At 68.9% G+C, this 14,421-nt stretch carries 12 protein-coding genes and 1 pseudogene; 3 read left to right on the top strand and 10 right to left on the bottom strand.

What is annotated here, in order from left to right:
* The 5 genes from FHG66_RS04785 to FHG66_RS04765 form a co-directional block, all read right to left on the bottom strand.
* Positions 1 to 1,002: an ABC transporter permease gene (locus FHG66_RS04785; RefSeq protein ID WP_246082465.1), complete on the bottom strand. Its 1,002-nt coding sequence runs from the start codon at positions 1,000 to 1,002 to the stop codon at positions 1 to 3.
* On the bottom strand, positions 999 to 2,015 hold the full coding sequence (locus FHG66_RS04780; protein WP_139075558.1) for an ABC transporter permease: 1,017 nt from the start codon (positions 2,013 to 2,015) through the stop codon (positions 999 to 1,001). The genes FHG66_RS04785 and FHG66_RS04780 overlap by 4 nt, the downstream gene beginning before the upstream one ends.
* A complete protein-coding gene (locus tag FHG66_RS04775; RefSeq protein ID WP_246082464.1) occupies positions 2,012 to 3,550 on the bottom strand; it encodes a sugar ABC transporter ATP-binding protein in 1,539 nt (512 codons plus the stop codon). The genes FHG66_RS04780 and FHG66_RS04775 overlap by 4 nt, the downstream gene beginning before the upstream one ends.
* An 88-nt stretch (positions 3,551 to 3,638) precedes the next feature.
* Positions 3,639 to 4,616, bottom strand: a complete 978-nt coding sequence (locus FHG66_RS04770; protein WP_139075557.1) for an ABC transporter substrate-binding protein — start codon at positions 4,614 to 4,616, stop codon at positions 3,639 to 3,641.
* 56 nt (positions 4,617 to 4,672) lie between these two features.
* Entirely contained in the window at positions 4,673 to 6,145 is a 1,473-nt protein-coding gene (locus FHG66_RS04765; RefSeq protein ID WP_218013792.1) for an aldehyde dehydrogenase family protein, read from the bottom strand.
* Between the two features lie 148 nt (positions 6,146 to 6,293).
* On the opposite strand from FHG66_RS04765, the gene FHG66_RS04760 reads away from it, so the two are divergent.
* Positions 6,294 to 7,052, top strand: a complete 759-nt coding sequence (locus tag FHG66_RS04760; RefSeq protein WP_246082463.1) for an FCD domain-containing protein — start codon at positions 6,294 to 6,296, stop codon at positions 7,050 to 7,052.
* A 23-nt stretch (positions 7,053 to 7,075) separates the two neighbouring features.
* Positions 7,076 to 8,701: a GMC family oxidoreductase gene (locus FHG66_RS04755; protein ID WP_139075556.1), complete on the top strand. Its 1,626-nt coding sequence runs from the start codon at positions 7,076 to 7,078 to the stop codon at positions 8,699 to 8,701.
* A 38-nt stretch (positions 8,702 to 8,739) separates the two neighbouring features.
* On the opposite strand, the gene FHG66_RS04750 is transcribed toward FHG66_RS04755, so the two are convergent.
* The 5 genes and pseudogenes from FHG66_RS04750 to FHG66_RS04730 form a co-directional block, all read right to left on the bottom strand.
* The gene (locus FHG66_RS04750; RefSeq protein ID WP_139075555.1) at positions 8,740 to 9,045 is read right to left on the bottom strand and encodes a hypothetical protein; all 306 of its coding nucleotides are present in this window, start codon (positions 9,043 to 9,045) and stop codon (positions 8,740 to 8,742) included.
* A gap of 133 nt (positions 9,046 to 9,178) precedes the next feature.
* Positions 9,179 to 9,334 (bottom strand): annotated as a pseudogene (ccoS, locus tag FHG66_RS04745) (cbb3-type cytochrome oxidase assembly protein CcoS); the annotation flags it as partial.
* Position 9,335: 1 nt separating this feature from the next.
* Positions 9,336 to 11,519: a heavy metal translocating P-type ATPase gene (locus tag FHG66_RS04740; protein ID WP_139075553.1), complete on the bottom strand. Its 2,184-nt coding sequence runs from the start codon at positions 11,517 to 11,519 to the stop codon at positions 9,336 to 9,338.
* A 5-nt stretch (positions 11,520 to 11,524) separates the two neighbouring features.
* On the bottom strand, positions 11,525 to 11,989 hold the full coding sequence (locus tag FHG66_RS04735) for a FixH family protein (RefSeq protein WP_342777478.1): 465 nt from the start codon (positions 11,987 to 11,989) through the stop codon (positions 11,525 to 11,527).
* The gene (locus tag FHG66_RS04730; RefSeq protein ID WP_139075551.1) at positions 11,989 to 13,533 is read right to left on the bottom strand and encodes an RdxA/RdxB/FixG family protein; all 1,545 of its coding nucleotides are present in this window, start codon (positions 13,531 to 13,533) and stop codon (positions 11,989 to 11,991) included. Before FHG66_RS04730 ends, FHG66_RS04735 begins: the two co-directional genes overlap by 1 nt.
* Positions 13,534 to 13,659: 126 nt before the next feature.
* Here FHG66_RS04730 and FHG66_RS04725 point away from each other — a divergent pair, with 126 nt between their 5' ends.
* Positions 13,660 to 14,343 (top strand): DUF2270 domain-containing protein, encoded by a 684-nt coding sequence (locus tag FHG66_RS04725; RefSeq protein WP_139075550.1) that lies wholly within the window; start codon positions 13,660 to 13,662, stop codon positions 14,341 to 14,343.
* Positions 14,344 to 14,421: the final 78 nt, after the last annotated feature.

The following is a 14,421-nucleotide window of genomic DNA, read 5'->3' as shown; positions in this document are numbered from 1 at the left end:
TCAGGCCTTGGCTGCGGCAGGACGGGCCAACCGCACCTGCAGGAGGATGACGACAAGAAGGAAAGCCCCTCGGATCACCGATTGCCAGTAGGCCGACAGCGAGATGACCCCAAGCCCGTTCTCGAAGTTGAGGAGGTTGAAGACAAGGCCGAACAGCAGCGCCCCGGCCACCGTCGCCGGAACCGACCCCATGCCCCCGGTTAGGAGAGTGCCCCCCACGACCACGGCGGCGATGGCGGCCAGTTCCCAGCCCTGCCCCTCCAGGGGCTGCCCCGCGCCATAGCCCGAGGCAAGGAACACCCCCGCGAGCCCCGCGCAGGCGCCCGAGAACAGGTAGACGAAGATCAGCGCGCGCGAGGTCTTGAGCCCCATGAGGTGCGCGGCCTCGGCGTTGCCGCCGACCGCCAGGACAGTGCGGCCCAGCGAGGTCTTCTCCAAGATGTACCACGCCACGACCACAACAAGGATGGCCACCACGATGGTCCAGGGCAGGATCGATGCGATCTTGTTCATGCCGAGCGCGGTGAAGTCCGAGCTCCAGTCCACCGACACCGCCTGCCGGTCCGACACCACCAGCGAGGTTCCCCGCGCCGCCAGCATGGTGGCCAGCGTCGCCATGAACGGCGGCAGCCGCAGGCCGACGATCAGCCCGGCGTTGATCGCGCCCGCCACGAGGCCCGTCAGCATCCCCGCCGGCAATGCCACGAGCAGGCCCAGGGGACTCAGGAGCGCCGCGGTCACGCTGGCCAGCGCCGCGACCGCCCCCACCGAAAGGTCGATGCCCCCCGTCATGATGACGAGGCACATCCCCACCGAGATCAGCACGAACATGGAGTTGTACCCCAGGAACGAGCTGATGTTGTAGGCCGACAGGAAGTTGTCGTAGCGCAGGTATCCCAGCAGGATCAGGAGCGCGAGCGCCACCCAGACCGTCAGGTGCGTGCCCCCGCCCAGCGGGCGCATGTAGCGGCGAAGGTTGAGATCGAGGGGGGCGGTGGTCATGTGCGCCTCCGGCTGTCCTGGAGATAGACGGCGATGACGATGATCGCGGCCGTCACGATGAAGGTGGCCTCGTCGGGCACGCCGTTCGCGATCAGCGTATAGCCCACGAGCTGGATGAAGATGGCGCCCAGGAGCGTCCCGAGGATCGGCGCGCGACCGCCCGAGAGCGCGGCGCCCCCCACCACGGCCGCGGCGATGGCGTCGAGTTCCATCAGGTTGCCCACGCGCGCGGCGTCGGACGCCGAGTTGATGGCGACGTCGATCAGCCCGGCAAGGCCCGCAAAGGTCGAGGCGATGGCATAGGTCGCGATCTTGACCTTGGCGACGGGCGTCCCTGCCAGCGCCGCCGCCCGCTCATTGCCGCCCACGGACAGCAGGTAGCGGCCGTAGATCGTCTTCCGGACGATCAGCGCCACGACCAACGTCAGGAGGATCGCGATCCAGCCTTGCACCGGCAGGCCGAGGATGCGGCCCGTGCCCAGCCAGGTGAAGCTCGGGTTCGAGAAGGTCTGGAGGTTGCCGTTCGTCAGCACCTGCGCGACGCCGCGGCCCGAGATGAACAGGATCAGCGTGGCGATGATGGGCTGGACGCCCAGGAAGCTTACGAGCGTTCCGTTGAACAGCCCGCAGCACATGGCGACCAGCAGCGGCAGCACGATCGCCGCCAGAAGACCCAGGCCCGGATTGGCGAGGCCCCAGGCGCTCCCGAAGATGAGCGGGGCCAGCGCGCCGGACACGGCCATGACCGCGCCGACTGACAGGTCCACGCCTCCGGTCGCGATCACGAGCGTCATGCCCAGCGCCACGATGGCGACCGTGGACACCTGGCTTACGTTCACCGCGAGAGTCTGCACGGCGAGGAAGTTCGGCGTCAGCAGGACGTTGAGGAGGATCAGCGCCGCCAGCGCCACCACGAGGCCGAGGAAGCGGCGGTTCACGCGCGACCGGCGCGGGGCGGGGGCTTCGCCCACGCCGCCCAGGCCGCGCCCGGTCAGGCTGCTTGGCTCACTCATTCGGCGGCCTCCACATGCGGGGTGTCCGGCGGCTCGGCGATGGCGTGGATCAGCGAGGCCTCGGTCACGCCCGGGTTGTTCAGCTTCCGCACCGACCGCCCCTCCTGGAGCACGACGATGTTGTGCGCGCCCTCAATCAACTCCTCGAACTCCGAAGAGATGAGGAGCACGGCGCAGCCCTGTTCGACGTGCTTGGCGATGATCGACTGGATCTCGAGCTTGGCGCCCACGTCCACGCCGCGCGTGGGCTCGTCGAGGATGAGGAGCTTGGGTTCCAGCGCCAGCCAGCGGCCGAGCAGCACCTTCTGCTGGTTGCCACCGGACAGTTCCCGGATGGGCTGGTCCATGTCGGCGGTGCGAATGCCCAGCGCCTTGATGAAGCCCTGCACGATTTGCCGTTCACGCGCTTCGTCCACTATGCCCATCTTGGACAGGCGGGGCAGGAGGGCGAGGGTCAGGTTCTCGCGCACCGACAGGTCGGGGATGATCCCCTCGACCTTGCGGTCCTCGGTCAGGAAGGCGATGCCCGCGTCGATGGCGTCCCGGGGGGAGGACAGGCGCACGTCGCGCCCTCCGACTCGCAGCGTGCCGCCCGTAACCTTGTCCATCCCGAAGATCGCGCGTGCGGACTCCGTGCGGCCCGAGCCCAGAAGACCGGCAAGGCCCACGATCTCTCCGGCGCGCACCTCGAGGTCGAGCCTGCGCAGGCGGCGGTCCGAGGACAGGCCCTTGGCCTCAAGGAACACCGGGCCGGCATGCGTCTGGTCGGTGGAAAGCTGCGTGCGGCCCGCCGCCCGGATCTCGTCCGGGTCGCGGCCCAGCATTCCGGCGATAAGGTCGAGCTTGCTGGTGTCCGCAATCCGCGTCTCGCCCACCGTGCGGCCGTCGCGCATGATGGTGACGCCATCGCAGACCGCGAACAGCTCGTCGAGAAAGTGGCTGACATAAAGGATCGAGGTTCCGCGCGCCTTGAGCGCGCGCATCACGCCGAACAACGTCTCCACCTCGCGCTCATCAAGCGAGGATGTCGGCTCGTCCATAATGAGGAGCTTGGCCTCCATGGAGGCCGCGCGCCCGATGGCCACGAGCTGCTGGATCGCGGTGGGATAGGAGCCCAGCGCCCGGTGCAGGTCCAGCTCGATCCCGAAGCGGGAGAGCACCTCGCGGGCGCGGGCGTCGGCGGCGCGCCAGTCGATGGCGCCCCAGCGGGTGCGAGGCTCGTAGCCCAGCACGATGTTCTCGGTCACGGTCCGCTGCGGGACCAGCGTGAGTTCCTGGTAGATGGTCGCGATGCCCACGCCCTGCGCGTCGCGCGGCGACCTCAGGTCCACGGGGCGGCCCTGCCACAGCACCTCGCCCGCATCGCGGCGGTACACACCGGTCAGGATCTTGATGAGGGTCGATTTGCCCGCGCCGTTCTGGCCGACCAAGGCGTGCACCTCGCCCGGCAGGATGCGCAAGCTTGCCTCGCGCAACGCCGGAATGCCCGCAAAGGCTTTCTGGATGCCGGTCATCTGGAGGAGGGGTTCGGTCATCGGGGCGACCTTTCAGGACGATCAGGCGCCACCCGAGGATGGCGCCTGAAGGAAGGAAGTTCCCACGCGGGCGCGGGGACCCGGCGGCTCAGTAGGCCTCGCCGATGTGCTCGGCGGCGTTCTCGGCGGTGAAGATGCGGTCCTCCACCTTCACCCAGGGCTCGATCGTCTCGCCGGCGGCATAGCGCTTCATCGTCTCGCAGGCGAGCGGGCCGAAGAAAGGCGAGGACTCGACGGTGACTTCCATCTTGCCGTCGATGATCGCCTGCAGCGCGTCGCGGGTGCCGTCGATCGAGTAGACGAACACGTCCTCGCCGGGCTTGCGGCCGGCAGCTTCCAGCGCCTGGATCGCGCCGATCGCCATCTCGTCGTTGTGGGCGTAGACGATGTTCACCTCGGGATGCGCCTGGAGCAACGTTTCCATCACGCGGCGGCCCTCGTCGCGGGCAAAGTCGCCCGTGCGGGACTCGAGGATCTGGAACTTCTCGTTGCCGGCGATGGCCTCGTCGAAGCCTGACTTGCGGTCGTTGGCGGGCGAGGAGCCCGTGGTGCCTTCGAGCTGGATGATGAGGCCCTGCTCGCCCTCGAAGTTCTCGATCATGTACTCGGCGGCGCGGCGGCCCTGGTCCACGAAGTCGGAGCCAAGGAAGGCCACATAGTGCGTGCCGGCCTGGGCCACGGCCTCATCCACCGAACGGTCCACCAGGAAGGTGGGGATGCCGGCGGCCTGGGCGCGCATCACGGCGGGGATCAGCGGGCTTTCCTCGCGGGGCGGCAGGAACAGCACGTCGATACCCTGCGCGATCATCGAATCCACGTCCGCGACCTGCTTGGCGGCCGAGCCGCCCGCGTCGGTGACGATCAGGTTCCAGCCGCAGCTTTCGGCGGTGTCCTGGAAGGACTTGGTCTCGGCGATCCGCCAGGGGTTGTTGGACTCGCTTTGGGCGAAGCCGACGGTATAGCTGTCCTTCTGCTCCAGCGGCGGCAGGCCTTGCGCCTGCGCCACGCCGGTCACGGCCAGCGCGGCAACCAGCGCCGAGGCCCCAAGCAGGAAACGTCTCTTCATGGCATTCCTCCCAAAATGCGCCGCCTTCTCCGGCGGCATTCCTCTCGGGCCCGTTGTCAGGCCCAGTTCACGTACATGGTCTTCTTGCGGAGATATCCGTCGAAGCCCCATTTGCCGTCCTCGCCACCCAGGCCCGACAGGCCCCAGCCGGTGTGGAAGCCCTGCACCAGCTCACCGTTGGTGCGGTTGCAGTAGATCTCGCCGAAGTGGAGCCCCTCGGCCGCCTGGAACACGCGGCGCAGATTCGCCGACCAGACATAGGCCGAGAGCCCGTAGGCCGAATCGTTGGCGTAACCCAAGGCTTCCTCGTAGGAGCCAACGCGCTTGGCGGCGACGACGGGGCCAAAGACCTCGTCCTTCATCACCGGCACGTCGTTCGACCGCACCTCCAGCACCGTCGGCGCCATGAAATGCCCGTGCTCGAAACGGCCCTCCGTCAGCGGCCCGCCACGCAGCAGCACCTCGGCCCCCGCCTCGATGGAGGCCAGGGTCATCGCCTCGACCTTTTCCACCTCGCCGCCCGAGATCTTGGGCCCGAGGTCCGGGTCGTCCATGCCGGGGCCGATGCTCAGCGCCTTCGACTTCTCGACGAAACGCGCCAGGAACTCGTCCGCGATGGCCTCATGGAGGTACATCCGCTCGTTGCAGGTGCAGATCTGGCCGCAGTTGGTGAACCGGGCAGCGACGGCGGCGTCCACCGCACGGGTCAGGTCCGCATCCTCCATGACGATGAAGGGGGCCTTGCCGCCCAGTTCCAGCCGCAGGTTCTTGATGCCCTTGGCGCCGGTCGCGTAGATCTCGCGTCCCGCCCGGGTGGACCCCGTCATGGTGGTCATGTCGGCGCCCTCGACGAGCGCGGCGCCCACGTTGCGCCCGTCGCCGGTCACGACGTTGAACACGCCCCTGGGCAGCCCGACCCGCTCGGCCAACGCGGCAAGCGCGAGGCCCGACAACGGCGTGAACTCGTGCGCCTTGAGGACGAAGGTGTTCCCCGCCACCAGCGCGGGCCCGAGCTTGCGGGTCGCGAGCGCCGAGGGGTAATTCCAGGCCGTGAGCCCCGCCACGACCCCATGGGGCAGGCGACGGATCCAGATCTCCTCGTTCTCCGCATCCGAGGGGAGGATCTCCCCTTCGATCCGCCGTGCCCATTCGGCGGCATAGCGCAGGAACGTCTCGGTCGCCCCGATCTCGCCGCGGGCCTGCCCGATGGGCTTGCCTTGTTCGGCCACGACGATGCGCGCCAAGGTCTCGGTCTCGGCATGAACGGCGTCGGCCAGGGCCAGCACGGCCCGGGCCCGCTCCACGGCGGGAATCCTGGCCCAAGCGGGTTGCGCGGTGCGTGCGGCGGCCAAGGCCTCTTCGGCATGGGCGCGGGTTCCGGCGGGGGTCGTCGCGATCATGCGGCCAGTGGCCGGATCCTCGACCTGATCCACGGACAGCCCCGCGGGATCGCGCCATTCGCCGTCGATGAACATGCGGGCCTCGAAGGGCCGCGCCTCGGAAAGCATGGAGCGGAGATCATCAAGCACGAGTGCATCGCCTTTGGTATGACCAAATTTGCGCCATGAGGGCGCAAACTCGTCTCCAGGTCAAGAGGTGAATCACGCAGATAAACGGAAAGGCGAGAACTAGCTGAGCTGTCCAGCGCTACAACTTGTGTTTGCGTCGGAACCTTGCATGAGTATAGTCATACCAGACTTTGTGGGGCTGGCCTGCATGACAGACGAAACCTTCGCCTTGCGCACCGGACTACGGGCAGCCGATGCGGTAGTCCGGGAGATCGAGGCCCGCATCGTGTCGGGATCGCTGGCCGACGGCGCCCATCTGCCGCCCGAGCGGGATTTGATAGACACCTACGGGGTGAGCCGCACCGTCGTGCGAGAGGCCGTGGCCCGACTGGCCAGCAAGGGCCTCCTCGAAAGCCGCCCCCGCTACCGGCCCGTCGTGCGCCGTCCCGGCGTGGACGCGGCGCTGGCCGCCGCCGGGGGGGTCGTGGGGCACCTGCTGCGCGACTCGGTAGGGGTCAAGAACCTTTACGACACGCGCATCCTGCTGGAAGGGGCCCTTGTCCGGCATGCCGCCCTTCAGGCCCGCAAGGACGACATCGCCGCACTCGCCCGCGCGCTGGCGGCGAACGAGGCGGCGATCGACAACAGCGAGTTGTTCTATGCCACCGACGTGGCCTTCCATGCGGTTCTCTACGACGTGCCGCGCAACCCGATCCTTCCGGCGGTGCATCGGGCCTTCACCGCCTGGCTGGCCGAGCATTGGGTGAAGATGCCCCGGTCGCCCGAGCGCAACCGCGTGAACTTCCTTCGGCATCGCGACATCTTCGCGGCCATCCAGGACCGCGACCCCGATGCCGCCGAGGCGGCGCTCGCGTCCCATCTCAACGCCGCCTGGGAGTACGTCCGAGGCACATTCGAAGGCCCCTGACGGGCCCGCAGGAAAGACCGATCATGGCACGTGACGAATACGACTACATCGTCGTGGGCGGGGGCGCGGCAGGCTGCGTCGCCGCCGCGCGGCTGGTGAACCCGGGCGGGCACCGGGTGCTGCTGCTCGAAGGGGGCTACTCGCACCGCCACCCGCTGCTCGACATGCCGCCGGGCATCTTCAAGATGATCAACGGCAGCAAGTTCATGCATTACCACACGACGCCGCCGCAGGATCACCTGGGCGGCCGCGCCCACGACATCCCGCAGGGCAACGTGCTGGGCGGCGGCACGAGCGTGAACGCGCAGGTCTACATGCGCGGCCGCCCGTCGGACTACGAGGAGTGGAACGACGTCCTGCGGGGCAACAACGACGGCGCGGACTGGTCGTGGTCCGCCGTTCTCCGCCACATGCGCCGGATGGAGGACAACAACCGCCTGTACGACGACTTCCACAACGTCGATGGGCCGTTGCAGGTGTCGGACCCCGGCCATATCGACCAGATCTCGCGCTGGTTCGTGCAGGCGGTGCAGGGCATGGGCGAGCCCTACAACCCCGACTTCAACGGCACGTCCCAGCGGGGGGTCGGCTTCTACCAGTTCATGAACCGGCACGGCAAGCGCTCCTCGGCCGCCTACGCCTTCATCGCGCCTCTGGAAAAGGACCCGCGCCTGACCCTCAAGCTGGAAGCACGGGCCGAGCGCGTCCTGATCGAGCAGGGTCGCGCCGTGGGCGTGGTCTGGCGCGACAAGGCGGGTCAGGAGCAGAAAAGCTACGCGCGTGGCGAGGTCGTCCTCGCGGCGGGCGCTCTCATTACCCCCAAGCTCCTGATGCTGTCGGGCGTCGGTCCCGCCGACCATCTGCGCGAGCATGGCCTGCCCGTGCTGCAGGATGCGCCCGGCGTCGGCCAGAACCTGGTCGACCACCCGGAGGTGCCGATCATCGCCACCGCGAATGGCAAGTACGGCTATTACGGGCAAGGCGAAGGCTGGCGCATGATCAAGCACGGCCTCCACTTCAAGATCTTCGGCACCGGGGTGATCACCTCGGCGGGGGTGGAGGCGGGGGCCTTCGTCAACCCGTCGGACCCCACGGCCGAGCCCACGATCCAGGCCTTCTGCGTGCCGATCGTGTATCTGGACCGCGACCTTCTCAAGATGATGAAGAACACCCATGGCATGACCATCACGACCGTGGTGGTGAAGCCCCGCTCGCGCGGCTGGGTCAAGCTTCGCTCGGCCAATCCGGCGGACAAGCCGATCGTCTCCCCCAACCTCCTCAAGGACCCCGAGGACATGCGCCAGATGGTCGAAGGCCAGCGCTTCTTTCTGCAGGCCTTCGGGGCCGAGCCGCTGAAGAGCCGCATCCGGGAGATCAAGTTCCCCGATCCGGCCCGGCTCGATGACGAGAGCCTGGCCGCCCATTGCCGCAAGATGGTCAAGACCAACTACCACCCGGCCTCGACCGCGCGGATGGGGGCGGATGGTGACCCGATGGCGGTGCTGGATGCACGGATGCGGGTGAGGGGGATCGAAGGGCTTCGCGTCGCCGACATGAGCGCCTGCCCCAACATCAACGCGGGCAACACCACGGCGCCCGCCCTCATGCTGGGCAGCCGCTGCGCCGATTTCGTGATGGGGCTGGAGTGACCCGACGCTGAGGCGACCTGCGGCCCGGTCCGCCGCCGTCAGCGGCGCGGCGGGCCGCGGCGGACCACGACCGGAACCGGACGCAGCGCCGGCTGCATCCCGCCGCCCGACGCTTCGTCGTTGTCCGACCCCAGGCGCATGATGGCGATACCGAATTGCGCCCCGGCAAAGACGATGCCGTTGAACATCACCAGCATCACGCCGCCGAGCCACCCCCCATCGGTGTCCAGCACCAGATGCCGCAGGCCCGCCACGTCGAGCCCGACGAGCAGCGCCACGAAGGCCACAGACAGGCCAAAGCCGATGAGGATGCTGACGATGTAAAGGCGGATGAGCTTGGGCATGGGGATCCTCCTGGCAGGAAAGATAGACAAGACCGCATCGAATGCCAGAGGCACGCCCCCGTTCGGCCTAGCCCCGGTCCCCCGACATTGGCCCCGCATGGTCGCCTTTCTTGCGGGGGGGACGGTCCTCGACCGGGGCAGGGTGGTCGTCCCACCGATCCGACAGGATGCGCGCGGCGTCGCCCTTGGGGTCCTCGTATTGCCGGTGCCGGAGCGTCCAGACAAAGGCCCCCAGACCCAAAAGGCCCAGACCAAGGGAAACCGGCACGAGAAAGATCAGGACGTCCATGTCACTTCAACCTTAGCGCGTTCAGCGTCACGGTCACGGAACTGATGGACATCGCCAGCGCCGCCAGCAGGGGGGTGGCCAGTCCAATCAGCGCGATCGGGACCGACACGACGTTGTAACCCGCCGACAGCCAGAAGTTCTCGCGGATGCGGCGGACCGATTGCCGCGCGATACGGAGGGCGTCCTCGACCGGGGCGATGTCCCGTCCCATCAGCACGATGTCCGACGCCGCCCGCGCGGCATCAAGCGCCGAGGCCGGCGAGACCGACACCAGCGCCTCGGCCAAGGCCGCCGTGTCGTTGAGCCCGTCGCCCACCATCAGGACCCGACGGCCCTGGGCCGCGAGCGCCTTGACATAGGCGGCCTTTTCCTCAGGCTTGGCGCCCGCCGTCCAGGACGGGATGCCCAGCCGCTGAGCCAGCCCCTCGACTGCGCCCGCCACGTCGCCCGAGACGAGGTGGAGGTCCATCCCCTGCCGGGCTAGCGCCGCCACCAGCGCCTCAGCCCCGGGCCGGAGCGAGTCCGCAAAGGCAAAGGTCACCGGATCGTGGCCGCCGATCCGCAGCGTCGTCGCGGTAACGCAGCCTGGCTGGGCCCCAACCCAGTCGGCACGGCCCAAGCGGACGCGCGTGTCCTGCCAGATCCCTTCGATCCCATGGCCCGGCACCTCCCGGATATCCGTCACATGCGCGGGCCGGACGCCCAGCGCGGTCGCCCCCTTCGCGAGCGCCTGCGCCAGCGGGTGCGACGACCCCTGCGCGAGCGCCAGCGCCACCCGCAAGTCGCAGGCGTCGTGGGTGGCCAACTCCAAGGGCTCGGGCGCGCCCAGGGTCAGGGTGCCGGTCTTGTCGAAGACCACTGTGTCCACCTGCGCGAGCCGCTCCAGAGCCGTTCCCGACTTGATGAGGAGACCCTTCTTGAAGAGCTTGCCCGATGCCGCCGTGACCACCGCAGGAACCGCCAGCCCGAGGGCGCAGGGGCAGGTGATGATGAGCGTGGCCGCCGAGATGTTGATGGCAAAGCGCATGTCGCCGCCCGTCTTCCACATCCACCAGGCAAAGGCGCTGAAGGACAGCGTGTGCACGAGCGGCGAATAGGCCCGCGCCGCCCGATCGGCCAGCGAAGTGTAACGGCTTCGCGCCTCTTCGGCCACCGCGACCAGCGCCGCCATGCGGGCGAGCGAGGAGTCCCGGCCCGCCGCCGTGACGCGCACGGTAAGCGGTCCGGTAAGGTTCACCTCGCCCGCGCTGACCGCGTCGCCCTGGGCGGCGCGGGCCGGCAGCGATTCGCCGGTCAGGAGCGAACGGTCGATCTCGCTCTCCCCGTCTGTCACCACGCCGTCCGCCGGAACCCGCGCGCCGGGGCGCACGGAGATGAGGTCGCCCACCGCAAGGTCCGCCACGTTCACCGTCTCCGGCCCATCGGCGGTCAGCCGGATGGCGCGGGGCACCTCCAGCGCGGCCAGTTCCTGCGCGGCCGACCGCGCGGCAGCCCGCGTCATGTGGTCGAGGTAGCGCCCGCCCAGCAGGAAGAAGGTCAGCATCACCGCCGCGTCGAAATACGCGTGATGCCCGCCGTTGAAGGACTCGTAAATCGAGATCGAGGACGCCAGCACCAGGGCCAGCGAAATCGGGAAATCCATCCCGAGCCGGCCGCGCCTCACCCCCGCCCAGGCCGAGCGGAAGAAGGGCTGCCCCGAGAACAGCACCGTCGGGATCGCGATCGCGCCCGAGATGAAGTGGAACATGTCGCGCGTGGCGTCGTCCGCGCCCGACCACACGGCCACGGACAGCAGCATCACGTTCATCATGGCAAAGAACGCCACGCCCAGCCGCATCACCAACTCGCGCCCGATGCGGTCGTTCTCGGTCCCCGACAGCGCCACGAGATCGAGGGGCAGCGCCTCGTAGCCGAGCTTGGCCACCTCGGGGATGAGGTCCTCGGGCGCGAGGGTCCCGTCGTGGCGCACGCGAAGGCGGCGCAGGGACAGGTTCACGCGCACGTCCCGCACGCCGGGGAACCCCGCGAGGCCCTCCTCGAGTTGCGGGATGCAGGCCGCGCAGTCCGCGCCGGGAACGGCCAGCACGATCTCGTTCTCGGCGGCAGCCGCGCCCGCGCCCTGGGCGGCGGGGGCGGTCACGCAGCCGATGCAGCCCAGGCTGCCGGGGGCTTCGGTCAGGCTCATGGACGTCACTCCACCATCAGGTCCAGGCGCTGGCGGAAGGGCGTGCCATCCGCCGCCGTCACGTCGAGCCGCAGCTCCCAATGCCCGCGAGAAACCGCGACGGGCGCTCTCCAGGCCTGGCCGTCAAAGGCGAAGGCTGGGGTCTGGTCCGCCGCCGCCACCGTCGCGCGCCCCAGGATGCCGCCGACCGTCACGCCCGTCGGCGCGGAGCCGTCCGGCCCGATGATGGTCAGCACCAGTTCGGCCCCGTCGAGGGTGGCGCGGGCGGTCCAGCCCAGCGCCTCCTGCGCTTTGCGCTCGGCGTCAAAGGTCTGGCTGGCCACGTAGGAGCTGGCGACTTCCAGCCCCGGAAAGGTCCGCACCGCCTGCACGGCCATGATCACGTTCACCGCGATGATGACCACGAAGAACGAGGAGAAAATCGCAAAGGCCTTGGGGCCGGTGATGGGACCGCGGAACAGGGAAGTCATCATGGGGCTCCGTTGAAGAGGGTGTCGACCGAGGCGCGATCGGCGTTGGCCAGGTCGGTGATCCAAAGGCGGAGGTCGCTCCGCTCCTCATGCGCGGCGGGCGCGCCGGACCGGGCTTCGACATAGACCCGCGCCTCGCCGGTGTGGTCCGCCGGAACCGCGATCACGCCATCCGGGGCACCCTCGACCGACAGCACGAAAGGCGCGTCGGCGGAGTAGGACAGGGCGAATCGCCGCTCCTCGCCGTGCTTGTTGCGGATGCGCAGGTCATAGGCGTTGCGGATCGTGCCGTCCGACAGCGTCACGAACAGCGGGTTGCGGACCGGCGAGGCGTCCACCTCGATCTCGGGCCGGATAAACAGGGCCACGACCAGAGCCACGCCGATGGCCGACCACAGGGAAGTGTAGAGCAGGGTGCGGGGGCGCAGCACGTGCTTCCAGACTGCCTTGGCCTGTCCGCCCGCGCGCTCCTTCCGTTCGTCCTCGAGGGTGAAGTAGTCGATCAGACCCCGCGGGCGGTCGAGCTTGGCCATCACCTCGTCGCAGGCGTCGATGCAGAGCCCGCAGGTGATGCACTCCATCTGCTGGCCGTTACGGATGTCGATGCCCATCGGGCAGACGTTCACGCAGGCCATGCAGTCCACGCAGTCGCCCACGGTCTTGAGGACCACGGTGCCGCCCTCGACGGCCAAAGGGCCCGCCGGGCCATCGACCCCGGCAAAGGCGACCGCGTTCGCAGCCTTGGCCTCCTGCGCCCGGAACGCGGGCGGCTGGCCGGTGCGGGCTCCGGTCGCCTTGCGCCCGGCCTTGCCGCGCGGCTCGCCGCGCCAATCGCGATAGCCGATGGTGATCGTCTCCTCATCCATCATCGCGGACTGGATGCGTGGCCAGGGGCAGGCGTAGATGCAGATCTGCTCGCGGAAGAAGCCGCCGAACAGGAAGGTCGTCGCGGTCAGCGTCGCCACGGTCATATAGGCCACCGGATGCGCCTGCCCCGTCACGATCTCCCGCAGCAGCGTCGGCGCATCGGCGAAATAGAACACCCAGGCCCCCCCGGTGGCGAGGCCGATCCCCAGCCAGATCGCCCACTTGGTCGCCCGCAGGCGCGCCTTGTGCCACGACCAGGGCGCGTTCCAGAGCCGCACCCGCGCGTTGCGGTCCCCTTCGACCCAGCGCTCCGTCAGGATGAACAGGTCCGTCCACACCGTCTGCGGACAGGCATAGCCGCACCACACCCGCCCCAGGGCCGAGGTGAACAGGAACAGCCCCAGCCCCGCCATGATGAGGAGGCCCGCGACGAAGTAGAACTCGTGCGGCCAGATCTCGATCCAGAAGAAGAAGAAGCGCCGCCCGGCCATATCCACGAGCACGGCCTGGTCGGGCAGCTCGGGTCCCCGGTCCCAGCGGATCCAGGGCGTCAGGTAGTAGATGCCCAGCGTCACCGCCATGATGACCCATTTGAGCGTGCGGAACTTGCCCGACACCCGGCGTGGGAAGATCGGCTCGCGCGCGGCATAAAGGGACGGCGTGCTGGACTGGCTCATGATGCGCTTCCCGGCGGTCTTGTTATGCCGTTCTGCATGGGCCAGGCCGGGGCACGACGCCTTGACATGGATCAACCGGGCCGCACCCTCGGGACAGGGGGGCGCGGCAGGAGGGCGCAGGCAGGAATGGCAAAACCGTCCGAGGTCGAGGACCGGCCCCTGCCGGCGTTGCCGTCGCTCGGCCCGGCCGAGATCGGCGCGCTGGCCCATCTTTACCGGGCCGAGGTGTACCGGGGCACGGTCTGGCGGTCGCGGCTCGACACGACAACGAACTGGTCCATCGTGACGCTGGGCCTGGCGCTGTCGCTTACCTTTGCCGCGCCCGATGCCTCGGCCCTGCCTCTCCTGCTCGTGGGGATCCTCATCCTCGTGTTCCTGTTCATCGAGGCGCGGCGCTACCGCTACTTCAACGTCTGGCGCGAGCGGTCGCGCCTGATGGAAACCCGCTTCCTCGTGCCCCTACTGGAGGGCCGCCACGCCGAGCCCGCCTGGCGCGAGGCGCTGGCCCATGAATACCAAGCGCCGCGCTACCCGATCTCCACGCTCACCGCGCTCGCGCGGCGGATCCGCAGCAACTACGTGTACATCCTCGTGGTCCACATGCTCGCCTATCTGGGCAAGCTCGTGGAGCACCCCACACCCGCCCGCTCGGCGGCCGAGGTGGTGGAGCGTGCGGCGGTGGGGCCGCTTCCGGGCTGGCTCGTGCTGTCGGGGGGCGGGCTCTATGTCCTGGTCTGGGTAGGGCTGGCCCTATGGGCCTTCATGGCAGGCGCGGGGCCGGACGCGGACGACGACGCGCCCGAGGGTTGAGCCCCCATGGTCAGGTATTCCCGCATTGGCCCGGACGGGTTTCCTGGGGCATCCTGCCGCACATAACGCGACAGGAAT

This window comes from Rubellimicrobium rubrum, from assembly GCF_006152115.1.
Taxonomy (GTDB): domain Bacteria; phylum Pseudomonadota; class Alphaproteobacteria; order Rhodobacterales; family Rhodobacteraceae; genus Rubellimicrobium; species Rubellimicrobium rubrum.
The sequence above is the reverse complement of the archived record's forward strand: the minus strand, read 5'-3'. Positions and strand labels throughout refer to the sequence as shown.

Coding starts and splice junctions, on each gene's coding strand:
- FHG66_RS04725 (WP_139075550.1), top strand. CDS start 13,660: ATGGCAAAACCGTCCGAGGTCGAGGACCGGCCCCTGCCGGCGTTGCCG.
- FHG66_RS04780 (WP_139075558.1), bottom strand. CDS start 2,015: ATGAGTGAGCCAAGCAGCCTGACCGGGCGCGGCCTGGGCGGCGTGGGC.
- FHG66_RS04730 (WP_139075551.1), bottom strand. CDS start 13,533: ATGAGCCAGTCCAGCACGCCGTCCCTTTATGCCGCGCGCGAGCCGATC.
- FHG66_RS04740 (WP_139075553.1), bottom strand. CDS start 11,519: ATGAGCCTGACCGAAGCCCCCGGCAGCCTGGGCTGCATCGGCTGCGTG.
- FHG66_RS04760 (WP_246082463.1), top strand. CDS start 6,294: ATGAGTATAGTCATACCAGACTTTGTGGGGCTGGCCTGCATGACAGAC.
- FHG66_RS04785 (WP_246082465.1), bottom strand. CDS start 1,002: ATGACCACCGCCCCCCTCGATCTCAACCTTCGCCGCTACATGCGCCCG.
- FHG66_RS04755 (WP_139075556.1), top strand. CDS start 7,076: ATGGCACGTGACGAATACGACTACATCGTCGTGGGCGGGGGCGCGGCA.
- FHG66_RS04775 (WP_246082464.1), bottom strand. CDS start 3,550: ATGACCGAACCCCTCCTCCAGATGACCGGCATCCAGAAAGCCTTTGCG.
- FHG66_RS04750 (WP_139075555.1), bottom strand. CDS start 9,045: ATGCCCAAGCTCATCCGCCTTTACATCGTCAGCATCCTCATCGGCTTT.
- FHG66_RS04770 (WP_139075557.1), bottom strand. CDS start 4,616: ATGAAGAGACGTTTCCTGCTTGGGGCCTCGGCGCTGGTTGCCGCGCTG.
- FHG66_RS04735 (WP_342777478.1), bottom strand. CDS start 11,989: ATGACTTCCCTGTTCCGCGGTCCCATCACCGGCCCCAAGGCCTTTGCG.